21 protein-coding genes are annotated in these 21,093 nt (G+C 71.6%); 12 read left to right on the top strand and 9 right to left on the bottom strand.

What is annotated here, in order from left to right:
• Positions 1 to 4: 4 nt before the first annotated feature.
• From ABD086_RS22030 to ABD086_RS21995, 8 genes are read right to left on the bottom strand one after another with little or no spacing between them, the layout of a single operon-like run.
• Entirely contained in the window at positions 5 to 373 is a 369-nt protein-coding gene (locus ABD086_RS22030) for a metal-sulfur cluster assembly factor (RefSeq protein WP_343910218.1), read from the bottom strand.
• The gene (sufU, locus tag ABD086_RS22025; protein WP_343910217.1) at positions 366 to 821 is read right to left on the bottom strand and encodes a Fe-S cluster assembly sulfur transfer protein SufU; all 456 of its coding nucleotides are present in this window, start codon (positions 819 to 821) and stop codon (positions 366 to 368) included. The genes ABD086_RS22030 and sufU overlap by 8 nt, the downstream gene beginning before the upstream one ends.
• Positions 822 to 823: 2 nt before the next feature.
• Entirely contained in the window at positions 824 to 2,074 is a 1,251-nt protein-coding gene (locus ABD086_RS22020) for a cysteine desulfurase (protein WP_343910215.1), read from the bottom strand.
• A gap of 2 nt (positions 2,075 to 2,076) precedes the next feature.
• Positions 2,077 to 2,844, bottom strand: a complete 768-nt coding sequence (gene sufC, locus ABD086_RS22015) for a Fe-S cluster assembly ATPase SufC (RefSeq protein ID WP_343910213.1) — start codon at positions 2,842 to 2,844, stop codon at positions 2,077 to 2,079.
• Positions 2,841 to 3,179 carry a non-heme iron oxygenase ferredoxin subunit gene (locus ABD086_RS22010; RefSeq protein ID WP_343910211.1) on the bottom strand — a complete coding sequence of 113 codons (339 nt, stop codon included), beginning with the start codon at positions 3,177 to 3,179 and terminating at the stop codon, positions 2,841 to 2,843. Before ABD086_RS22010 ends, sufC begins: the two co-directional genes overlap by 4 nt.
• Entirely contained in the window at positions 3,179 to 4,357 is a 1,179-nt protein-coding gene (sufD, locus tag ABD086_RS22005; protein ID WP_343910209.1) for a Fe-S cluster assembly protein SufD, read from the bottom strand. The genes ABD086_RS22010 and sufD overlap by 1 nt, the downstream gene beginning before the upstream one ends.
• A 46-nt stretch (positions 4,358 to 4,403) precedes the next feature.
• Positions 4,404 to 5,822 carry a Fe-S cluster assembly protein SufB gene (gene sufB, locus ABD086_RS22000; protein ID WP_343910207.1) on the bottom strand — a complete coding sequence of 473 codons (1,419 nt, stop codon included), beginning with the start codon at positions 5,820 to 5,822 and terminating at the stop codon, positions 4,404 to 4,406.
• Positions 5,822 to 6,520 carry a helix-turn-helix transcriptional regulator gene (locus tag ABD086_RS21995; protein ID WP_343910205.1) on the bottom strand — a complete coding sequence of 233 codons (699 nt, stop codon included), beginning with the start codon at positions 6,518 to 6,520 and terminating at the stop codon, positions 5,822 to 5,824. The genes sufB and ABD086_RS21995 overlap by 1 nt, the downstream gene beginning before the upstream one ends.
• Positions 6,521 to 6,627: 107 nt before the next feature.
• Here ABD086_RS21995 and ABD086_RS21990 point away from each other — a divergent pair, with 107 nt between their 5' ends.
• The 6 genes from ABD086_RS21990 to ABD086_RS21965 all read left to right on the top strand — a co-directional run bounded on the left by ABD086_RS21990 (position 6,628) and on the right by ABD086_RS21965 (position 11,626).
• Positions 6,628 to 7,494 carry a lysylphosphatidylglycerol synthase domain-containing protein gene (locus tag ABD086_RS21990; protein WP_343910203.1) on the top strand — a complete coding sequence of 289 codons (867 nt, stop codon included), beginning with the start codon at positions 6,628 to 6,630 and terminating at the stop codon, positions 7,492 to 7,494.
• Positions 7,495 to 7,587: 93 nt separating this feature from the next.
• Positions 7,588 to 8,364, top strand: coding sequence for a phosphatase PAP2 family protein (locus tag ABD086_RS21985; protein ID WP_343910201.1), 777 nt, complete (start codon positions 7,588 to 7,590; stop codon positions 8,362 to 8,364).
• Positions 8,361 to 9,023, top strand: coding sequence for a glycerophosphodiester phosphodiesterase (locus tag ABD086_RS21980; RefSeq protein ID WP_343910199.1), 663 nt, complete (start codon positions 8,361 to 8,363; stop codon positions 9,021 to 9,023). The genes ABD086_RS21985 and ABD086_RS21980 overlap by 4 nt, the downstream gene beginning before the upstream one ends.
• Positions 9,024 to 9,070: 47 nt before the next feature.
• A complete protein-coding gene (locus ABD086_RS21975) occupies positions 9,071 to 9,928 on the top strand; it encodes an ABC transporter ATP-binding protein (RefSeq protein ID WP_343910197.1) in 858 nt (285 codons plus the stop codon).
• Positions 9,921 to 10,688: an ABC transporter permease gene (locus ABD086_RS21970; protein WP_343910196.1), complete on the top strand. Its 768-nt coding sequence runs from the start codon at positions 9,921 to 9,923 to the stop codon at positions 10,686 to 10,688. Before ABD086_RS21975 ends, ABD086_RS21970 begins: the two co-directional genes overlap by 8 nt.
• Complete coding sequence (locus ABD086_RS21965; protein ID WP_343910194.1) at positions 10,679 to 11,626, top strand: COX15/CtaA family protein; 948 nt, start codon at positions 10,679 to 10,681, stop codon at positions 11,624 to 11,626. The genes ABD086_RS21970 and ABD086_RS21965 overlap by 10 nt, the downstream gene beginning before the upstream one ends.
• A 144-nt stretch (positions 11,627 to 11,770) precedes the next feature.
• On the opposite strand, the gene ABD086_RS21960 is transcribed toward ABD086_RS21965, so the two are convergent.
• Positions 11,771 to 12,715, bottom strand: coding sequence for a heme o synthase (locus ABD086_RS21960; protein ID WP_343910193.1), 945 nt, complete (start codon positions 12,713 to 12,715; stop codon positions 11,771 to 11,773).
• Between the two features lie 182 nt (positions 12,716 to 12,897).
• Between ABD086_RS21960 and tkt the strand changes: the two genes are divergently transcribed.
• From tkt to pgl, 6 genes are read left to right on the top strand one after another with little or no spacing between them, the layout of a single operon-like run.
• On the top strand, positions 12,898 to 14,931 hold the full coding sequence (gene tkt / locus ABD086_RS21955; RefSeq protein WP_425571682.1) for a transketolase: 2,034 nt from the start codon (positions 12,898 to 12,900) through the stop codon (positions 14,929 to 14,931).
• Between the two features lie 49 nt (positions 14,932 to 14,980).
• Positions 14,981 to 16,087, top strand: a complete 1,107-nt coding sequence (gene tal / locus ABD086_RS21950; protein WP_343910189.1) for a transaldolase — start codon at positions 14,981 to 14,983, stop codon at positions 16,085 to 16,087.
• A complete protein-coding gene (gene pgi / locus ABD086_RS21945) occupies positions 16,084 to 17,745 on the top strand; it encodes a glucose-6-phosphate isomerase (RefSeq protein WP_425571678.1) in 1,662 nt (553 codons plus the stop codon). Before tal ends, pgi begins: the two co-directional genes overlap by 4 nt.
• A gap of 7 nt (positions 17,746 to 17,752) precedes the next feature.
• Positions 17,753 to 19,291 carry a glucose-6-phosphate dehydrogenase gene (gene zwf, locus ABD086_RS21940; RefSeq protein WP_343910187.1) on the top strand — a complete coding sequence of 513 codons (1,539 nt, stop codon included), beginning with the start codon at positions 17,753 to 17,755 and terminating at the stop codon, positions 19,289 to 19,291.
• The gene (locus tag ABD086_RS21935) at positions 19,288 to 20,199 is read left to right on the top strand and encodes a glucose-6-phosphate dehydrogenase assembly protein OpcA (protein WP_343910186.1); all 912 of its coding nucleotides are present in this window, start codon (positions 19,288 to 19,290) and stop codon (positions 20,197 to 20,199) included. The genes zwf and ABD086_RS21935 overlap by 4 nt, the downstream gene beginning before the upstream one ends.
• Positions 20,196 to 20,915 carry a 6-phosphogluconolactonase gene (gene pgl, locus ABD086_RS21930; protein ID WP_343910184.1) on the top strand — a complete coding sequence of 240 codons (720 nt, stop codon included), beginning with the start codon at positions 20,196 to 20,198 and terminating at the stop codon, positions 20,913 to 20,915. Before ABD086_RS21935 ends, pgl begins: the two co-directional genes overlap by 4 nt.
• Positions 20,916 to 21,093 lie beyond the last annotated feature (178 nt).

Genomic DNA, 21,093 nt, shown 5'->3' with positions numbered 1-21,093 from the left:
AGGCTCAGACGTTGAACCCCAGCGCCCGCAGCTGCTCGCGGCCGTCCTCGGTGATCTTGTCCGGGCCCCACGGGGGCATCCAGACCCAGTTGATCGCGACGTCGTTGGCCAGGCCCTCGAGGGCGCCGTTGGTCTGGTCCTGGATCACGTCGGTGAGCGGGCAGGCGGCGGACGTCAGGGTCATGTCGAGCACCACGTTCGAGTGCTCGTCGACGTGCACGCCGTACACCAGGCCCAGGTCGACGACGTTGATGCCCAGCTCGGGGTCGACGACGTCCTTCATCGCCTCGGTGATGTCGTCCACGGTGGCCGTGGCGGTTCCGCCGCCGGCCGCGGCCTCGGGGACCTCGGGCAGGTCAGAGTGGTCAGCCATGAGAGCTCTCCTCCAGGGATCGGGCGGTGGCGTCCTTCCAGGCCATCCACGACAGTAGTGCGCACTTCACGCGCGCCGGGAACTTCGCGACACCGGCGAAGGCGATGCCGTCCTCCAGCACGTCCTCGTCCGGCTCCACGGTGCCCTTGCCCTGCATGAGGGTCAGGAACGTCTCGTGGATCGACATCGCCTCGTCGATCTTCTTGCCGATCACGAGGTCGGTCAGCACCGATGCCGACGCCTGCGAGATCGAGCAGCCGACCGAGTCGTACGAGACGTCCTCGACCACGCCGTCGGCGACGTGCACGCGGAGCGTGACCTCGTCGCCGCAGGTCGGGTTCACATGGTGCACCTCGGCCTCGTACGGCTCCCGCAGACCCTTGTGGTGCGGGTTCTTGTAGTGGTCGAGGATGATCTCCTGGTACAGGGCATCCAAGTCTTGACTCATCATCAACCCAACTTGAAGTACGACCGGGTGTATTCCAGCGCGTCGACCAGCGCGTCGATCTCGGCGGGCGTCGTGTAGAGGTACGACGACATCCGGGTCGAGCTCTGCACACCGAACCGGGCGTGCGCCGGCTTGGCGCAGTGGTGGCCGGCGCGGACGGCGATGCCGCGCGAGTCGACCACCTGGGCGACGTCGTGCGGGTGCACGCCCTCGATCTCGAACGAGATCGCTCCCCCGCGGTCCGCGGCGTCCAGCGGGCCGAGGACCCGCAGGCCGGGGATCGTCTGCAGGCCCTTCAGCGCGTACGCCGTGATCGCCTGCTCGTGCCGGTGGACGGCCTCCATGCCGATGTGCGACAGGTAGTCGACCGCGGCACCGAGGCCGACCGCCTCGACGATCGGCGGGGTGCCCGCCTCGAACCGGTGCGGCGCCTTCGCGAACGTGGACCGCGCCATGGTGACCGTCTCGATCATCTCGCCGCCCCCGTGGAACGGCGGCAGCTCATTGAGCAGCTCCTCGCGCCCCCACAGCACGCCGATGCCGGTCGGGCCGACGACCTTGTGGCCGGTGAACACGAGGAAGTCGCAGCCGGCCGCGGTCACGTCGACCGGCAGCTGCGGAGCCGCCTGCGAGGCGTCCACGACCGAGTACGCGCCGACGGCGCGTGCCCGGGCGGCCAGGTCCGACACCGGGTTGACAGTGCCGAGCATGTTCGACACCCACGTGAACGCGACGACCTTGGTGTGCTCGTCGACCAGCTGGTCGGCGTTCGACAGGTCGAGACGGCCGTCGTCGGTGAGCCCGAACCACCGCAGCTCGGCGCCCGACCGCTCGCACGCCAGCTGCCAGGACACCAGGTTGGAGTGGTGCTCCATCTCGGTGACCACCACGTTGTCGCCCGGGCCGAGCTCGATGGTCCGGGCCAGCAGGTTCAGCGCCTCGGTGGCGTTCTTGGTGAACACCACCTCGTTGCGCGACGGGGCGTTGATGAACGCCGCGACCTTGTCGCGGGCGCCCTCGAACGCCTCGGTCGCCTCCGCGCCGAGGAAGTGCATGGCGCGCGCGACGTTCGCGTTGTGCCGCTCGAGGTGGTCGACCATCGTGTCGATCACGATCTGCGGCTTCTGCGAGGTGTTGGCGCTGTCGAGATAGACCAGCGGCTGGCCGCCCGCGAGGGTCCGCTCCAGGATCGGGAAGTCGGCGCGGATCACCTCCAGCTCGGGGAGGAGTCCGGGCAGCTGCGTCGTGGTCATGCTCAGACCGCCGCCTGGGTGGAGGTGAGGAAGCGCTCGTAGCCGTTGGCCTCGAGCTCCTCGGCGAGCTCGGGGCCGCCGGACTCGGCGACCTTGCCGTCGACGAAGACGTGCACGTGGTCGGGCTCGATGTAGCGCAGGATCCGGGTGTAGTGCGTGATCAGCAGGACGCCCTTGCCCTCCTGCGCGCGGAACCGGTTGACGCCCTCCGAGACCACCTTGAGCGCGTCGATGTCGAGGCCGGAGTCGGTCTCGTCGAGGACCGCGACCTTCGGGTTCAGCAGCTCGAGCTGGGCGATCTCGTGGCGCTTCTTCTCACCGCCGGAGAAGCCCTCGTTGACCGAGCGCTGCGAGAACGTCGGGTCCAGGTTGAGGTTGCCCAGCGCCGTGTTGACGTCCTTGACCCAGGTGCGCAGCTTCGGCGCCTCGCCGTCGATGGCGGTCTTGGCGGTGCGCAGGAAGTTCGCCACCGAGACGCCGGGGACCTCGACGGGGTACTGCATCGCCAGGAACAGGCCGGCGCGGGCGCGCTCGTCGACCGACATCGCGAGGACGTCCTCGCCGTCCAGGGTGACGGTGCCGCCGGTGACGGTGTACTTCGGGTGGCCGGCGATGGAGTACGCCAGCGTGGACTTGCCGGACCCGTTGGGACCCATGATCGCGTGCGTCTCGCCGTCCTTGATGGTCAGCGTGACGCCCTTGAGGATCTCCTTCGGACCGTCCTCGGTGTCGACGGACACCTGCAGGTCCTTGATCTCCAACGTGCTCATGAGGGGGTCACTCCGTTCAGGGTGGTGGTGGTGTCCACGTAGATGTCGTCGCCGCGCACTTCCAGCGGGAAGGTGGCGACGGGCTCGGTGGCCGGCAGGCCGGTCGGCTTGCCGGTGCGGAGGTCGAAGCGCGAGCCGTGCAGCCAGCACTCGACGGTGCAGTCGGCGACCTCGCCCTCGCTCAGGGCGACGGCCGCGTGGGAGCAGAGGTTCTGGAGCGCCGCGAACTCGCTGTCGCCGCAGCGCGCGATCGCGACGTCGTACGCGCCGACGGTGACGCCGAGCGCCTCGTCGGTGGGGACGTCGCTGACCGCGCAGGCTCGTTCGAAACCCATCAGGCCTCCTGGAGGAGGTTCTTGGCGAGCTCGGCCTCCACGGTCTGGAGCAGCTGCTCCTCGATCGACGGGATGCCGACCCTGCGGATCAGGTCGTTGAAGAAGCCGTGCACGACCAGCCGGTGCGCCTCCTTCTCCGAGACGCCGCGCGAGCGCAGGTAGAACAGCTGCTCGTCGTCGAACCGCGCGGTCGCGGACGCGTGGCCCGCGCCCTCGATCTCGCCGGTCTCGATCTCGAGGTTCGGCACGGAGTCGGCCTGGCAGCCGTCGGAGAGCACCAGGTTGCGGTTCTCCTCGTAGGTCTCGATGCCCTCGGCGACCTTGCGGATCAGCACGTTGCCGATCCACACCGTGTGCGCGCCCTGGCCCTGCAGCGCGCCCTTGTAGAGCACGTGGCTCTTGGTCCGCGGCGCGTTGTGGTCGGCGAACAGCCGGTGCTCGAGGTGCTGGCCCGCGTCGGCGAAGTACAGGCCGAGCAGCTCGGCGTCGCCGCCGGGCCCGGCGTACTCGACGTTGGCGTGCATCCGCACGACGTCGCCGCCGAACGAGACCGAGGTGTGCTTGACGGTCGCGTCGCGACCGACCCGGATCGCGTCGCGGCCGAGGTGCACCGCGTCGTCGTCCCAGTCCTGCAGCGACAGGATGTTCGCCACGGCGCCGTCGCCCACCACGGCGGTGGTGATCGCGGCGTACCGCGCGGAGCCGGTGTGCACGATCGCGATCGTGGCGTGGGCGTGCCTGCCGACCCGGATCAGCAGCCGGCCGTAGACGAGGTCCTCGACGGACTCGCCGTGCAGGCGCAGCACGATCGGCTCCGCGATCTCGGCCTCGGCCGGGACGTCCAGGAGCAGGGCGGCACCGGCGTTCGCGGCCGCCAGCGCGGCCGGGCGGTCGTTGGGCGCGAGCTCGCCGAGCTCGCGTGCCTCGGCGTCGCCGATCTCGGTCAGCGTCACCCCCGCCGGCAGCGTCGTATCCCACGTCAGGTGGGCGTCGGACGCCTCGCCGTCGAGCAGCCCCCGCAGCCGCTTGAGCGGCGTGAACCGCCAGACCTCCTCGCGCCCGGTGGGCACCGGGTGGTCGGCCAGGTCGTACGACGGGGGCGGGTTGAGGTGGCTCTCGACCCGGTCCTGCTCCAGGGCGGAGGCGACGCTCTCGCGAGCGGTGTCGGTCAGTGTCACAGAGGTGTCTCTCTACGTGCGGTGGACGGACGGCCGGCGGTGAGCGTCAGCCCACTGCCCCTTCCATCTGGAGCTCGATCAGGCGGTTCAGCTCGAGGGCGTACTCCATCGGGAGCTCCTTGGCGATCGGCTCGACGAAGCCGCGGACGATCATCGCCATCGCCTCGTCCTGCTCCATGCCGCGCGACATGAGGTAGAAGAGCTGGTCGTCGGAGACCTTGGAGACGCTCGCCTCGTGGCCCATGGACACGTCGTCCTCGCGGATGTCGACGTACGGGTAGGTGTCGCTGCGGCTGACCTGGTCGACCAGCAGCGCGTCGCAGAGCACGTTCGACTTCGAGCCGTGCGCGCCCTCGTTGACCTGGATCAGGCCGCGGTACGACGTGCGCCCGCCGCCCCGCGCCACGGACTTCGACAGGATCGAGCTCGAGGTGTTCGGCGCCGCGTGCACCATCTTGGCGCCGGCGTCCTGGTGCTGGCCCTCGCCCGCGAACGCGATCGAGAGCGTCTCGCCCTTGGCGTGCTCGCCCATCAGGTAGATCGCCGGGTACTTCATCGTCACCTTCGAGCCGATGTTGCCGTCGACCCACTCCATGGTCGCGCCGGCCTCGCAGGTCGCGCGCTTGGTGACGAGGTTGTAGACGTTGTTCGACCAGTTCTGGATGGTCGTGTAGCGGCAGCGGCCGCCCTTCTTCACGATGATCTCGACCACCGCGGAGTGCAGCGAGTCGGAGCTGTAGATCGGCGCGGTGCAGCCCTCGACGTAGTGCACGTAGGCGTCCTCGTCGACGATGATCAGGGTGCGCTCGAACTGGCCCATGTTCTCGGTGTTGATCCGGAAGTAGGCCTGCAGCGGGATGTCCACGTGCACGCCCTTCGGCACGTAGATGAACGAGCCGCCGGACCACACCGAGGTGTTGAGCGCCGCGAACTTGTTGTCACCGACGGGGATGACGGTGCCGAAGTACTCCTTGAAGAGCTCCTCGTGCTCCTTCAGGCCGGTGTCGGTGTCGACGAAGATGACGCCCTGCTCCTCGAGGTCCTCGCGGATCGAGTGGTAGACGACCTCGGACTCGTACTGCGCGGCGACGCCGGCGACCAGGCGCTGCTTCTCCGCCTCCGGGATGCCGAGCTTGTCGTAGGTGTTCTTGATGTCCTCGGGCAGGTCGTCCCAGGAGGTGGCCTGCTTCTCGCTGGACCGCACGAAGTACTTGATGTTGTCGAAGTCGATGCCCGACAGGTCCGAGCCCCAGGTCGGCATCGGCTTGCGGTGGAAGAGCTTGAGGCCCTTCAGGCGCAGGTCGAGCATCCACTGCGGCTCGCTCTTCTTGGCGGAGATGTCGCGCACGACGTCCTCGTTGAGACCGCGCTTCGCGCCCGCGCCGGCGTCGTCGCGGTCGGCCCAGCCGAACTCGTAGCGACCGATGCCCTTGAGCTCCGGGTTGAGTTCCTCGATGGAGGTCATCAGCTGACCCGCTCCTTCTTGTCGGTGGGGGTGGTCGGGATGCAGGTGGTGCAGACCCCGTCGCCGTGGGCGATCGTGGCCAGGCGCTGGACGTGGCGGCCGAGCACCTGGCTGATCGCCCGGGTCTCGGCCTCGCACAGCTGCGGGAACTCGTGGGCGACGTGGGAGACCGGGCAGTGCTGCTGGCACAGCTGCTCCCCCACGACCGGCAGGTGTCGCACCGACGCGGCGTACCCCTCGTCGGTGAAGATCTTGGCCAGGATCTCGGCCGATCCCAGCCCGGGGTGCTCCGCGCGGACGCCCTCGAACCGCTCGTGGATGAACGCCGCGCGGCGGGTCGCGAATTCCCGGACGGCGTCGTCGCCTCCGGTCTCGCGGAGGAACCGCAGGGCCTGGACGGCGAGGTCGTCGTACTGCTGGTCGAACCGGTCGCGGCCGACCTCGGTGAGCGCGAACAGCTTCGCCGGCCGGCCGCGGCCGCGGTGCGCCTGCTGGCGCGGCTCCCGGGACTCGACCGCACCCTCCTCGACCAGCTGGTCGAGGTGCCGGCGTACGGCGGCGGGGGTCAGGTCCAGCCGCTCGGCGAGCGCCGCGGCGGTGGAGGGCCCGTTGTCGAGGATCGACCGGGCGACGCGCTCGCGCGTCGGCTGGTCGTGCCCTGCTGCGCCACTGGCGGCGGGGACCTCCTCGAATTCCACAACACCAGTGTGCCGTTATTGATTTGGGTGGTTCAAGTAAGGCTCGCCTTACCCTGCTTCCCGGAAACGGCCTCCGGGGTTGGGTCCGGCTGCCACACTTCCAGCAGATGACCGCACGCCTCCGCTCCATCCTGCACTCCCGCACCCTGCTCGTCGCCGGAGTGATCGTCAGCGTCCTGGTCCCGGTCCTCACGCTCCCCCGGTTGCCCGCGGTGAGCCCCTGGCCGGTGCTCGCCGGCCTGCTGCCGTGGGTGGTCGGCAAGTACCTCCTCTGCCCGCTGCGCTGGCGCGCGCTGACCGACGCCGGGCTGTCCCGCCGGTGGCACCTGCGCGCGTACGCCGAGTCCGAGCTGCTCGGCCTGGTCACGCCGGGCCACGTGGGCGCGGACCTCTGGCGGCTCAAGCGGCTCACCGGTGCCGGCCTCGGCCGCGGCGACGCCGTCGTCAGCGTCGGCGCCGACCGCCTCGTCGGTGCGATCGGCCTCGCGGCGTTCGTGGCGTTCGCCGGCGCGGCGCTGCCGACCCGGATGCTGCTCGGGGTCGCGGCCGTCTCGCTGGCCGCCCTCGCGGCGGTCCTCGTGCTGCGCCGGGTCAAGCCCGACCTGCTGCCGTCCCGGCCGCTCCCGCCGCCGCGTGCCCTCGCCCACGGCCTCCTGCTCTCCGCCGGCTACCAGCTCTCCATCGCCGCCCTGCTGATGGGCGCGGTCGGCGCCACCGGGCACGGCGTGTCCCCGCTCGCGGTGCTCGGCGCGTTCGGCGCCAGCCAGCTCGCCGGCGCCGTGCCGGGGCCGAACGGCGCGAGCCCGCGCGACGGCGCGCTCGTCCTCGGGCTGGTCGCGGCCGGGGTGCCCCTGGGAGCCGCCGCCGCGGCGGTCTCGATCAAGGCCGCGGTCGCCTGGCTCCCGGCGCTCGCGCTGGGTGGCAGCAGCCTCCTGCACCACCGGCGCACGGCGCCCGCGCCCCTCCCCGCCTGACGGGACGTCCGGCGCCAGGCCGCGGGACCTTCGCCCCGGGCCGAGCCGGGGCGACCGGAGCAGCATCGACAGTGAAGACCTCTGGGGGTCCTCATGTACATGCCGCGCCGTACCTCCCGACACCGCACACGCCTGCGCTGGGTCGCGGGCCAGGCCCTCGTCGTCCTCGCGGCCGTCTTCTGCTACTTCCAGGTGCGCGGCCTGACGTCCGCGGCGCCGGAGGTCGCCTACGACCACGCCGGTGAGCTGATGCGGCTCGAGCGCGACACCGGCATCGACGTGGAGGGCGTGGTGCAGGCGCCGGTGCTCGCCTACCACTCGCTCGAGGTCCTCGCGAACTGGATCTACATCTGGGGCCACTGGCCGGTCATCATCGTGGCCATGGTCTGGCTCGCGTGGCAGCACCGTCCGGTGTTCCTGCGACTGCGCGACGCGATGCTGGTCTCGGGCGCGATGGGCCTCGTCGTCTTCGTGACCTACCCCGTCGCCCCGCCGCGGCTGGTCGACCCCGACCTCGTGGACACCGTCACCGAGGCCTCGCACGCCTACCGCGTCCTGCAGCCGCCCAACTTCGTCAACCAGTACGCCGCGATGCCCAGCCTGCACGCCGGGTGGGACCTGCTCGTCGGCATCTCGATCGTCACCGCGGCCACCCACGTCGCCCTGCGCCTCGTGGGCTGGACGCTGCCCGCGCTGATGGCGTTCGCCGTCGTCGCCACGGCGAACCACTACATCGTCGACGTGGTGGCCGGCATCGTGTTCGCCCTCGTCGGGTACGGCGCCGCGCTGCTGCTGGAGCGGCGGCGCGCGGCTCGCCAGGCGGCTCGACGGGCGCCTCGACCGGCCGCTCGACGGGCGGCGGCCCCATGACGCTCCTCGCCGTCGCCCACCGCGCCGGGAACTCGCTCGACGGCCTGCACGAGGCCAACCTGCTCGGCGCCGACGTCATCGAGTGCGACGTGCACGCGTACCGCGGCCGGCTCGAGGTCCGGCACCTGAAGACCGCGGGACCCCTGCCGTTCCTGTGGGACCGGTGGGAGCTGGTCCCGGCGAGCGCGCCCCGCCTCGGGCTGCACGAGCTGCTGGCCACCGACCGGCGCGGCGCGGTCTTCATGCTCGACCTCAAGGGCCGCCGCGAGTCGACCGGCCGGGCGGTCGCGGACCTCCTGCACGAGCACGCCCCCGGCCACCCGGTCCTGGTGTGCGGCCGGCACTGGCCCGCCGTCGAGCACGTCGCGGAGGCGCTGCCCTACGTCTCTCCGGTGCTGTCCGCGCGCACCCGTGCCGAGCTCGCGGCGCTCCGCAGGCGGGTCGGTGACGCGGGCCGGCGTGCGCCGTACGGCGTCTCGCTGCACGCGTCCCTGCTCACCGAACGACTGGTGGCAGGGCTGCGGCAGCGCGTCGAGACCGTGATGACCTGGCCGGTCAACGACCCCGCCGTCCTCGACCGGGTCCAGGCGCTCGGGGTGAACGGCGTGATCAGCGACGAGCCCGCCATCCTGCGCGAGGTGCGGCGCCGCGCGGCCTGACCGAGGCCACTGCGGTGTGACCCAGCCCTCGTTCCTAGACTCGGGGCGTGCCCGCCGACCCCGCCCCCGCCGTCGCCGTCGACGGCCTGGTGATGCGGTACGGCGACAAGGTCGCCGTCGACGGGCTGTCGTTGGTCGTCGAGCGCGCCACGATCACCGCGGTGCTCGGCCCGAACGGCGCCGGCAAGACCACGACCCTCGAGACCTGCGAGGGCTACCGCCGCCCGCAGGCGGGGTCCGTGCGGGTGCTCGGGCTCGACCCGGTCCGCGACCGTCGCGAGCTGCTCCCCCGCATCGGCGTCATGCTCCAGGGCGGCGGCGCGTGGAGCGGCGTCCGGGCGATGGAGATGCTCGACCACGTCGCCCGCCTGCACGCCCACCCCCTCGACACCGCGATGCTCGCCGACCGGCTCGGGCTGGGCGACTGCGGGCGCACGCCGTACCGGCGCCTGAGCGGCGGCCAGCAGCAGCGGCTGGGCCTCGCGATGGCGCTGGTCGGGCGCCCCGAGATCGTGTTCGTCGACGAGCCCACGGCCGGGATGGACCCCCAGGCCCGGCACACGACATGGGACCTGCTGCGCGAGCTGCGCGAGGCGGGGGTGACCGTCGTCCTCACCACGCACTACCTCGACGAGGCCGAGCAGCTGGCCGACCAGGTCCACATCATCGACCGCGGCCGGCTGGTCGCGTCGGGCACGCCGGAGGAGCTGACCCGCGGGTCGTCGGCGACCGTCCGGCTCGTCGTCGACAAGGAGCTCCCCGCCGAGGCCGAGGCCGCGCTGCGCGCGTCGGTGGACCGGTGGAGCGTCGACCACGACGTGGCCGTGCGCTCGATCAGCTTCGGTTCGCGCACCCTCGAGGACGTCTTCCTCGAGCTCACCGGCAGGGGCCTGCGGCATGACTGAGCACGTGTTCACGCCGATGCCGGGGGCCGCACCGCTGCACCAGCAGGTGCGCGCCCAGGCGCGGATGGAGGCGCGGCTGATGCTGCGCAACGGGGAACAGCTGCTGCTCGCCGTGGTGATCCCCGTGATCGTGCTGATCGGCGGCGTCACCGGCTCCGAGCACCTCGGGCTGTCGCTGGACCACGCACCCGTCGACGTCTTCGCGCCCGGCGTGCTGGCGCTGGCGATCATGTCGACGGCGTTCACATCGCTGGCGATCGCGACCGGCTTCGAGCGCCGGTACGGCGTGATCAAGCGGCTCGGCGCCTCACCGCTCCCCCGCTCCGGGCTGCTGCTCGGCAAGGTGGGCGCGCTGCTGCTGGTCGAGGTCCTCCAGGTGGTGGTCATCGGCGCGGTGGCCCTCGCGTTCGACTGGGACCCGTCGCCGTCGGCGCTGGGCCTGGTGCTCGCGGTCGTGCTGGGCACGGCGGCGTTCGCCTCGCTCGGGCTGTTCCTCGCGGGGGTGCTGCGCGCGGAGGCGACGCTCGCCGCGGCCAACCTCGTCTACCTGCTGCTGCTCGCCGGCGGCGCCGTCGTCCTGCCGATCTCGGCGTACGGCGCGTTCGGCGACGTGGTGCGGTGGCTGCCCTCCGGGGCGCTCGGCAGCGCGATGCGCGCGGCCCTCATCGACGGCGCCACCTCGTGGCGCGACCTGGGCGTGCTGCTGGTGTGGGCCGCCCTCGGCACGACCCTGACGGCGAGGACCTTCACGTGGGAGTGAGCGCGCGACTGCGCGCCCGGCTGGGGCGCATGGACGAGTGGCTGACCGGGTGGGCGTGGGCGTCCATCGTGGCCAACTGCGTGCTGGTGGTGACCGGCGGCGTCGTCCGCCTGACGGGCTCGGGGCTGGGCTGCCCGACCTGGCCGCGGTGCACGGAGGAGTCGTTCACGCCGCACGGCGCCTACACCATCCACTCGGTGATCGAGTTCGGCAACCGGCTGCTCACCTACGTCCTGGTGGCGATCGCGGTCGGCACCTTCGTCGCGGCCTGGCAGTCGGGGCGCCGCGAGCTGCGCGTGCTGGCGCTGGTGATGGCGCTCGGCATCCCCGCCCAGGCGGTGATCGGGGGCATCACGGTCCTCACCGACCTGAACCCGTGGGTCGTCTCGCTGCACCTGCTGTGCTCGCTGGCGATCATCGGCGTCGCCGTGCTGTTCCTCCACCGGGTCGGGCGCCCGGCCCCCGCCGTGCGTCCGCGCGGCGCCGTGGTCGGCCTCGCGTGGACGACGTTCGCCGCGGCGTGGGCGGTCCTGTACGTCGGCACCGTCGTCACCGGCTCCGGGCCGCACGCCGGCGACGTCAACTCCGACCGCAACGGCCTCTCGCCCCTCCAGATGAGCCAGCTGCACGCCGACCTGGTGTTCCTGTTCGTCGGCCTGACCCTCGGCCTGCTGTTCGCGGTCGTCGCCGGCGGCTACCCGGCCGCCACGCGGACCGCGGTCGTCTGGCTGCTCGTCATCGAGGTCGCGCAGGGTGCGATCGGCTTCGTGCAGTACTTCACCGACCTGCCCGTCGTCCTGGTCGGCTTCCACATGCTCGGCGCGGCCCTGGTCTCCGCGGCGGTGACCTGGGCGCTGGTCCGGGTGCGCGAGCCCGCGGTTTCGGCTGCTGGCAGCCAGATCCTGCACGACACGCCGGGGCGCGCCGGCGTGTCGTGAGGGTTTCGGCTGCCAGCAGCCGAAACCCGCGACCGCCCGGACATGGCGACGGCGGCCGCCCGCACCCCCGTGGGCGGGCAGACCGCCATCACCCACCTAGACGTCGTGGCGGGCGATTCGGTTGCGTCCGGCGGCAGATTTCTTTCAGCGGCTGATCAGCGGGTCCAGCGCGACCGCGACGAACAGCAGCGACAGGTAGAGGTTCGAGGAGTGGAACAGCCGCATCGGCTGGATCACGGAGAGGTCCTCGGTGCCCCGGGTGCGCGCCCACATCCGGTGCGCCTCGAGGAGGAACGCCGCGCCGAGCACGGCCGCGGCGACCGGGTAGAACAGCCCGGTGTCGGCGACCGGCCACAGCAGCAGCGAGGTCGCGACCATCAGCCAGCTGTAGACGACGATCTGGCGCCCCACGGTCGACGCGGACGCCACCACCGGCAGCATCGGCACGTCGACGTTCGCGTAGTCCTCGCGGTAGCGCAGGGCGAGGGCCCAGGTGTGCGGCGGCGTCCAGAAGAACACCACCAGGAACAGCACCACCGGGGTCCACGACAGCGAGCCGGTGACGGCGGTCCACCCGATCAGCGTCGGGAAGCAGCCCGCGATGCCGCCCCAGACGATGTTCTGCGTCGTACGCCGCTTCAGCAGCATCGTGTAGCCGAAGACGTAGAACGCGTTGGCGAGCACCGACAGCAGCGCCGACAGCGGGTTGACCCAGACGTACAGGATCACCGTCGACAAGATCCCGAGCGCGAACCCGAACACCAGCGCGGCCCGCGGGGACACGATGTGCCGCGGCAGCGCCCGCCGGCGGGTCCTGCGCATCTGCTCGTCGATGTCGCGGTCGTAGACGCAGTTGAACACCGACGCCGAGCCGGCGGAGAACGTGCCGCCGATCACGGTGGCGACCACCAGGCCGAGGTCCGGTACGCCGCGGGCGGCGTAGAACATCACCGGCACCGTGGTGAGGAGCAGCAGCTCGATCACGCGGGGCTTGGTGAGGCCGACGTACGCCGCCACCACGTCCTTGACCGTCGCCCGTTCTGGCGCGGTCTGCCGCGCAGCAGAGGCCGACTGGCCGACGTAGGTCACGGGGTTCCTCGAGCGGGAATGTGGGCACCGGGGCGGTGATTGGGCTGGTGCGAGTCTATCGCCCGAGGTGAGTAGGCTCGGCATCGGCCGAAACGCGCGAAAGGAACCCTGTGAGCAAGACCTCTGCATTGGACTGGACCGACCTCGACGAGAAGGCGGTGGACACCGCCCGGGTCCTCGCCATGGATGCGGTGCAGAAGGTCGGGAACGGCCACCCGGGCACGGCGATGAGCCTCGCCCCGGTCGCGTACCTGCTGTTCCAGAAGGTGATGCGGCACAACCCCGCCGACCCGAACTGGCCGGGCCGCGACCGCTTCGTGCTGTCCGCCGGCCACAGCTCGATCACGCTGTACAACCAGCTGTTCCTCGGCGGCTGGGGCCTGGAACTCGACGACCTGAAGTCGCTGCGGACCTGGGGTTCCAAGACCCCCGGCCACCCGGAGCACGGGCACACCGCCGGCGTCGAGACCACGACCGGCCCGCTCGGCCAGGGCGTCGGCAACGCGGTCGGGATGGCGATGGCGGCGCGCCGCGAGCGCGGCCTGCTCGACCCCGGCAGCGCCGACGGCGACTCGGTCTTCGACCACCACATCTACTGCATCTGCAGCGACGGCGACCTCGAGGAGGGCGTCAGCGCCGAGGCGTCGTCGATCGCCGGGGTGCAGCAGCTCGGCAACCTCACGGTGATCTACGACGCCAACCGCATCTCGATCGAGGGCAACACCGACGTGGCGTTCACCGAGGACGTCGGCAAGCGCTACGAGGCGTACGGCTGGCACGTGCAGACCGTCGACTGGACCCATGACGGCACGACGTACGTCGAGGACGTCCCGGCCCTCTACGAGGCGATCCGGGCGGCCGAGGAGGTCACCGACCAGCCCAGCATGATCGTGCTCCGCACGGTCATCGCGTGGCCGGCTCCGCACGCGCAGGGCACCGGCAAGTCGCACGGGTCCGCGCTCGGCGAGGACGAGGTGCGCGCGACCAAGGAGATCCTCGGCTTCGACCCCGACCGGCACTTCGAGGTGCCGGACGACGTGCTCGCCCACACCCGATCGCTGATCGAGCGCGGCAAGCAGTGGCAGGCCGCCTGGGAGGAGGAGTTCCAGGCCTGGAAGGCGTCCGCGGACCCGGCCACGCTCGCCACCTGGGAGCGGATGCAGACCCGCGCCCTCCCCCCGGAGCTCGACGACGTGCTCCCGACGTTCGACGCGGACCCCAAGGGGATGGCGACCCGCAAGGCCTCGGGCACGGTGATCAACGCCATCGCCGGGGTGATGCCCGAGCTCTGGGGCGGCTCGGCCGACCTCGCGGAGTCGAACAACACCACGATCGAGGACGCGCCGTCGTTCATCCCGAAGGACCGCTCGACCGACCAGTGGTCCGGCGACCCGTACGCCGGTCGGGTCCTGCACTTCGGCATCCGCGAGCACGGCATGGGCGCGATCCTCAACGGCATCACGTTGCACGGCGGGACCCGCGTCTTCGGCGGCACGTTCCTGACGTTCTCCGACTACATGCGCGGCGCGGTGCGCCTCGCGGCGCTGATGGGCCTGCCGGTGACCTACGTGTGGACCCACGACTCGATCGGCCTGGGCGAGGACGGTCCCACGCACCAGCCGATCGAGCACCTCGCCGCGCTCCGGGCGATCCCCGGTCTCGACGTCGTGCGCCCGGCGGACGCCAACGAGACCGCCGCGGCCTGGAAGGCGATCCTGCAGCACACCGACCGGCCGGCCGGCCTCGCGCTGACGCGCCAGAACGTGCCGGTCTTCCCGCGTGGCGAGGAGGGCTTCAGCGACACCAGCAACGTGCACCGCGGCGGCTACGTCCTGCTCGACGTCGAGGGCGGCGCCCCCGACGTCGTGCTGGTCGGCACCGGGTCCGAGGTGCAGGTGGCCGTGGCGGCGCGCGAGCTCCTGGCGGCCGACGGCATCCGCGCCCGCGTCGTCTCCATGCCCTGCCGCGAGTGGTTCGACCGTCAGGAGGAGGCGTACCGCGACTCGGTGATCCCGCCGACCGTCAAGGCCCGCGTCTCGGTCGAGGCCGGCGTGGCGCAGGGGTGGCGCGAGGTCGTCGGCGACCACGGCCGGATCGTCTCCATCGAGACGTACGGCGCGTCCGCGGACTTCGCGCGCATCTACGAGGAGTACGGCATCACCGGGGAGGCCGTCGCCAACGCGGCCCGTGACAGCGTCCGCTCCCTGGCGGACTGAGCGAGCGCCCCACCACCCACCGCATCCGCACCCGACTCCGGGAGGAACCATGAGTGACCGACTGAAGGCACTGTCCGACGCGGGGGTGTCGATCTGGCTCGACGACCTCTCCCGCGAGCGCATCGAGACCGGCAACCTCGCCGACCTCATGCGGGAGAAGTACGTCGTCGGCGTGACCACGAACCCGACGATCTTCGCCGCCGCCATTGCCAACGGCGAGCGCTACGACGAGCAGGTCGCCCAGCTCGTCGACAAGGGCGAGGACGTCGACCGCGTCGTCTTCGAGCTCACCACCGAGGACGTCCGCAACGCCTGCGACATCATGAGGCCCGTGTACGACGCGACGCCGTACGACGGCCGCGTCTCGATCGAGGTCGAGCCCCTGCTGGCCAACGACACCGAGGGCACCATCAACTCCGCCCGCGCGCTCTGGGCGGCGGTCGACCGGCCCAACGCGCTCATCAAGATCCCGGCGACCCTCGAGGGCCTGCCGGCGATCACCGCGGCGATCGCCGAGGGCATCAGCGTCAACGTCACGCTGATCTTCGGCGCGCAGCGCTACCGCGAGGTGATGGACGCCTACCTCACCGGCCTGGAGCAGGCCCGGGAGGCCGGCCGCGACCTGTCGACCATCCACTCGGTCGCGTCGTTCTTCGTCTCCCGCGTGGACACCGAGGTCGACAAGCGCCTCGAGGCCATCGGCTCGGAGACGGCCCTCGCCCTGCGCGGCAAGGCGGCGATCGCGAACGCGCTGGTCGCCTACGGCGAGTTCGAGGAGATCTTCGGCTCCGACCGCTGGCGCGAGCTCGAGGCCGCCGGCGCCAACCGGCAGCGTCCGCTCTGGGCGTCGACCGGCGTGAAGAACCCCGACTACGACGACACGATGTACGTCCGCGACCTGGTGGTCGCCGAGACCGTCAACACGATGCCGGAGAAGACCCTCGACGCGTTCGCCGACCACGGCGAGGTGCTCGGCGACGTCGTCACCGGCAAGGCGGGCGAGGGCAGGGCGATCCTCGACCGGCTGGTCGAGCTCGGCATCGACTGGGAGGACGTGCTGGTCGTGCTCGAGACCGAGGGTGTCGACAAGTTCAAGAAGTCCTGGGAGGAGCTGCTCGAGACCGTGTCCGGCCAGATGGAGAAGGCCAAGGCGTGAGCGGTCCCGCCGACCGGCCCGTCGACCCGTCCTCGACCGACGCGTGGGCGCGGCTCGGTGCACTGGCGGCGGACTTCGACCCCGACCTGCGCGGCTGGTTCGCCGCCGATCCGGGCCGGGTCGACCGGCTGACGTTCACCGCGGCGGACCTCTACGTCGACCTGTCGAAGTCGCTCGTCGTCGACCGGGTGGTGTCCGCGCTCCTCGACCTGGCCCGCGAGGTCGGCCTGGAGGAGCGCCGCGACGCCATGTTCCGCGGTGAGCACGTCAACGTCACCGAGGACCGCCCGGCGCTGCACACGGCGCTGCGGCTGCCGCCCGACGCGCACCTGGAGGTCGACGGGCAGGACGTCGTGGCCGAGGTCCACGACGTCCTGCGTCGCGTCTACGACTTCGCGGACCGGGTCCGCAGCGGCGCGTGGACCGGCGTGACCGGCGAGCGGATCCGGACGGTGGTCAACATCGGCATCGGGGGGTCCGACCTCGGCCCGGCGATGGCCTACGAGGCGCTCGCACCGTACCGACAGGCCGGCCTCGAGTGCCGGTTCATCAGCAACAACGACCCGACCGACGCCGCCACCACCCTGGCCGGCCTGGACCCGGCGACGACCCTGTTCATCGTGTCCAGCAAGACGTTCGGGACCCTCGAGACGCTGACCAACGCCCGCCTGTGCCGGGCGTGGCTGCTCGACGGGCTGTCGGGCCAGGACGAGACCGAGGCGGTGGCGAAGCACTTCGTGGCCGTGTCCACGGCGCTGGACAAGGTCGCGGAGTTCGGGATCGACCCCGCCAACGCGTTCGGCTTCTGGGACTGGGTCGGCGGCCGGTACTCCCTGGACTCGGCGATCGGGCTCTCGCTGGTCGTCGCCATCGGACCCGAGCGCTTCGCGGAGGTGCTGGCCGGGTTCCACGCGATGGACGAGCACTTCCGCCGCACCGACCTCGCCCACAACGTCCCCGTCCTGATGGGGCTGCTCAACGTCTGGTACACCAACTTCCTGGGCGCCGAGACGCACGCCGTGCTGCCCTACGCCCAGCTGCTGCACCGGTTCCCCGCGTACCTCCAGCAGCTGACGATGGAGTCCAACGGCAAGAGCGTCCGCTGGGACGGCTCGCCGGTGTCGACCGATACCGGCGAGGTGTTCTGGGGCGAGCCGGGCACCAACGGGCAGCACGCGTTCTACCAGCTCATCCACCAGGGCACCCGGCTGATCCCGGCCGACTTCATCGCCGTCGCGACCCCGCCGTACCCGCTGAAGGACGGCGAGACCGACGTGCACGAGCTGTTCCTCGCGAACTACTTCGCCCAGACCCGGGCGCTGGCCTTCGGGAAGACCGCCGACGAGGTGCGGGCCGAGGGCACGCCGGAGCGGCTCGTGCCGGCGCGGGTCTTCCCCGGCAACCGGCCCACCGCGTCGATCATGGCCCCGGCGCTGACGCCGTCCGTGCTCGGGCAGCTGGTCGCGCTCTACGAGCACATCACCTTCACCGAGGGCGTCGTCTGGGGCATCGACTCCTTCGACCAGTGGGGCGTCGAGCTCGGCAAGCAGCTCGCCCAGCAGGTCATCCCCGCGGTCGCGGGCGACGAGGCCGCCGCGGCCGAGCAGGACGCGTCGACGCAGTCCCTGATCGCCTACTACCGGAGGCACCGCCAGTGAACGCCGCATGAACCGACCGAACCCGCTGCGCGACCCGCGCGACCGCCGGCTCCCCCGCATCGCCGGTCCGTGCGGCATGGTGCTGTTCGGCGTCACCGGCGACCTGTCGCGGAAGAAGATCATGCCCGCGATCTACGACCTCGCGAACCGCGGCCTGCTGCCGCCCGGCTTCAGCCTGACCGGCTTCGCGCGCCGCGACTGGGCCGACCAGGACTTCGCGCAGATCGTGCACGACTCGGTCAAGGCGCACGCGCGCACGGAGTTCCGGGAGGAGGTCTGGAAGCAGCTCGCCGAGGGCTTCCGGTTCGTCCCCGGCGACTTCGACGACGACCAGGCGTTCGAGCGGCTGCGCCGGACCATCGAGGAGCTCGACGAGCTGCGCGGCACCGGCGGCAACCACGCGTTCTACCTCGCGATCCCCCCGGGCTTCTTCGGGGACGTGGTCAGGCAGCTGAAGGAGCACGGGCTCGCGGAGGCCCGCGGCGACTCCTGGCGCCGGGTGGTCGTCGAGAAGCCCTTCGGCCACGACCTCGAGTCGGCCCGCGAGCTCCAGCGGACCCTCGGCGACGTGTTCCCGTCCGGGTCGATCTTCCGGATCGACCACTACCTCGGCAAGGAGACCGTGCAGAACATCTTGGCGGTGCGGTTCGCCAACGAGATGTTCGAGCCGGTCTGGAACTCCAACTACGTGGACCACGTGCAGATCACGATGGCCGAGGACATCGGCATCGGCGGCCGCGCCGGCTACTACGACGGCATCGGCGCGGCGCGCGACGTGATCCAGAACCACCTGCTCCAGCTGCTCTCGCTGGTGGCGATGGAGGAGCCGACGTCGTTCGAGGCGGACAGCCTGCGCATCGAGAAGCAGAAGGTACTGTCCAGCGTGACCCTGCCCCGGCGGCTCGACCTCACGACGGCGCGCGGGCAGTACGCCGCCGGCTGGGCCGGCGGCGAGAAGGTCATCGGCTTCCTCGAGGAGGAGGGCATCAAGCGCACGTCGACCACCGAGACGTTCGCCGCGGTGAAGCTGAACATCGAGAACCGCCGCTGGGCCGGCGTGCCGTTCTACCTGCGCACCGGGAAGCGGCTGGGCCGCCGGGTCACCGAGGTGGCGATCGTCTTCAAGCGGGCTCCGCACCTGCCGTTCTCCGACTCGGCGACCGAGGAGCTGACCCAGAACGCGCTGGTGATCCGGATCCAGCCCGACGAGGGCATGACCCTGCGGTTCGGATCCAAGGTGCCTGGCACCGCGATGGAGATCCGCGACGTGAACATGGACTTCGTGTACGGCGGCGCCTTCACCGAGTCCTCGCCGGAGGCCTACGAGCGCCTGATCCTCGACGTGCTCCTCGGCGACCCGCCCCTGTTCCCCCGCCACGAGGAGGTCGAGCTGTCCTGGATGATCCTGGACCCGGTCCTCGATCACTGGGCCCGGGACGACGAGAAGGGCAAGAGCAAGCCCGAGCAGTACGAGGCCGGCACCTGGGGGCCCGCATCGGCGGACGAGATGCTGGCCCGCGACGGACGGGTCTGGAGGCGACCGTGATCGAACTCATCAACACCAACTCGTCCGGCATCGCCGCGGAGCTGCAACGCGCGCGGGTGCGGGCCGGCAGCCCCGCGATGGGCATGGTGATGACCCTGGTGATCGTCGTCGACGAGGACGACGCGGAGGGCGCGATGCGCGCCGCCCGAGCCGCCTCGCACGAGCACCCCGCGCGGGTCCTCGGCGTGATCCTCGGTGACGGCCGGGGCGCCCCGCAGGTGAACGCCCAGGTCGGCACCGGCTCCGGCTGGACCGGCGAGACCGCGCTGATCCGGCTCAAGGGCGAGGTGGTCAAGCACCCGGAGTCGGTCGTGCTGCCGCTGCTGCTGCCCGACCTCCCGGTCGCCGTCTGGTGGCCGAACCATCCGCCGGACGACCCCGCGCGGGACCCGCTCGGCCGGCTCGCGCAGCGCCGGATCACCGACGCCGCGTCGGCGATCCGGAACAAGACCACGGCGATGCACCAGCAGTGCTCGGTGTACACCATCGGGAACACCGACCTCGCGTGGACGCGGATCACGCCCTGGCGCGCCCTCCTCGCCGCGGCCCTGGACCAGCAGCCGCTGAAGGTCACGCACGGCTCGGTCACCGCCGAGCGGATCAGCCCGAGCGCCGACCTGCTGACGGCGTGGCTGGCCGACCGGCTCAAGATCCGGGTCGACCGCAAGAACTCCTCCGGGCCCGGCATCACCGAGGCGGTCCTGGACACCAAGGACGGACCGATCCGGATCAGTCGCACCGACGGCAAGCTCGCGACGTTCTCGTCGCCGGGCCGGCCGGATCGCCCGGTGGCGCTCAAGCGCCGCGAGCTGCCCGAGCTGCTCGCCGAGGAGCTGCGCCGTCTCGACGAGGACGACGTGTACGCCGAGACCGCCCGCAAGCTGCTGAAGCTGGAGAAGGCGAAGTGACCAGCACGCCCCGCATCGAGGTCCACCCCGACTCCGCGACGCTGGCCACCGCCGTGGCCGGTGAGCTGCTCAGCCGGCTCGCGGACATCCAGGCCACCGGCGGCGTCCCGCAGATCGCGCTGACCGGCGGCACCATCGCCGAGGAGATCCACCGCGAGATCGCCCGGCTGTCGCCGGCGTCCGACGTCGACTGGTCCCAGGTCGGGATCTGGTGGGGCGACGAGCGCTTCGTCGCACCCGACTCCCCGGACCGCAACGCCGGCCAGGCGCGCGCGGCGTTCCTGGACGCCGTCGGCGCCACCCAGGTGCACGAGATGCCGTCGACCGCAGACGCCGCGGACGTCGACGCGGGCGCGGCGTCGTACGCCGCCGAGCTGCGCGAACACGGATCCGGCGAGTTCGACGTGGTGATGCTCGGCATCGGGCCGGACGGCCACGTCGCGTCCCTGTTCCCGGGCTTCCCCCAGCTCGACGCCACCGACATCGCCGTCGGCGTGACCGACTCCCCCAAGCCCCCGCCGGAGCGGATCAGCCTCACCTTCGCCCCGCTCAACCGCGCCAGGTCGGTGTGGTTCCTGGTCAGCGGCGACGGCAAGGCCCCGGCGGTCGCCCAGGCCCTCGGCGGTGCCGACCGCCACGACATCCCCGCCGCCGGGGTCACCGGCCACGACGAGACCATCTGGTTCCTCGACCGCGGGGCCGCGTCCCAGCTGTAGACGGCGTGCCGACTCGGCGCGACTGCAGGCCGAAAGGGTGCCGAGTCGGCGCCACTGCAGGGCTCAGGGGTGCCGAGTCGGCGCCAGTGCAGGGCTCAGGGGTGCCGAGTCGGCGCCACTGCAGGGCTCAGGGGTGCCGAGTCGGCGCCACTGCAGGGCTCAGGGTGCCGAGTCGGCG

It is taken from the genome of Nocardioides aquiterrae, from assembly GCF_039526625.1.
Taxonomy (GTDB): domain Bacteria; phylum Actinomycetota; class Actinomycetes; order Propionibacteriales; family Nocardioidaceae; genus Nocardioides; species Nocardioides aquiterrae.
Note: the sequence above shows the minus strand (reverse complement) of the source record. Positions and strands in the feature narration are given on the sequence as shown.

Excerpts from the sequence above, each read along its gene's own strand:
- tal (WP_343910189.1), top strand. The coding sequence starts at position 14,981 with ATGAGTGACCGACTGAAGGCACTGTCCGACGCGGGGGTGTCGATCTGG.
- ABD086_RS22020 (WP_343910215.1), bottom strand. The coding sequence starts at position 2,074 with ATGACCACGACGCAGCTGCCCGGACTCCTCCCCGAGCTGGAGGTGATC.
- sufC (WP_343910213.1), bottom strand. The coding sequence starts at position 2,844 with ATGAGCACGTTGGAGATCAAGGACCTGCAGGTGTCCGTCGACACCGAG.
- zwf (WP_343910187.1), top strand. The coding sequence starts at position 17,753 with ATGAACCGACCGAACCCGCTGCGCGACCCGCGCGACCGCCGGCTCCCC.
- ABD086_RS21990 (WP_343910203.1), top strand. The coding sequence starts at position 6,628 with ATGACCGCACGCCTCCGCTCCATCCTGCACTCCCGCACCCTGCTCGTC.
- sufB (WP_343910207.1), bottom strand. The coding sequence starts at position 5,822 with ATGACCTCCATCGAGGAACTCAACCCGGAGCTCAAGGGCATCGGTCGC.
- ABD086_RS21985 (WP_343910201.1), top strand. The coding sequence starts at position 7,588 with ATGTACATGCCGCGCCGTACCTCCCGACACCGCACACGCCTGCGCTGG.
- ABD086_RS21970 (WP_343910196.1), top strand. The coding sequence starts at position 9,921 with ATGACTGAGCACGTGTTCACGCCGATGCCGGGGGCCGCACCGCTGCAC.
- ABD086_RS22030 (WP_343910218.1), bottom strand. The coding sequence starts at position 373 with ATGGCTGACCACTCTGACCTGCCCGAGGTCCCCGAGGCCGCGGCCGGC.
- ABD086_RS21980 (WP_343910199.1), top strand. The coding sequence starts at position 8,361 with ATGACGCTCCTCGCCGTCGCCCACCGCGCCGGGAACTCGCTCGACGGC.
- ABD086_RS22010 (WP_343910211.1), bottom strand. The coding sequence starts at position 3,179 with ATGGGTTTCGAACGAGCCTGCGCGGTCAGCGACGTCCCCACCGACGAG.
- tkt (WP_425571682.1), top strand. The coding sequence starts at position 12,898 with ATGGATGCGGTGCAGAAGGTCGGGAACGGCCACCCGGGCACGGCGATG.
- sufU (WP_343910217.1), bottom strand. The coding sequence starts at position 821 with ATGAGTCAAGACTTGGATGCCCTGTACCAGGAGATCATCCTCGACCAC.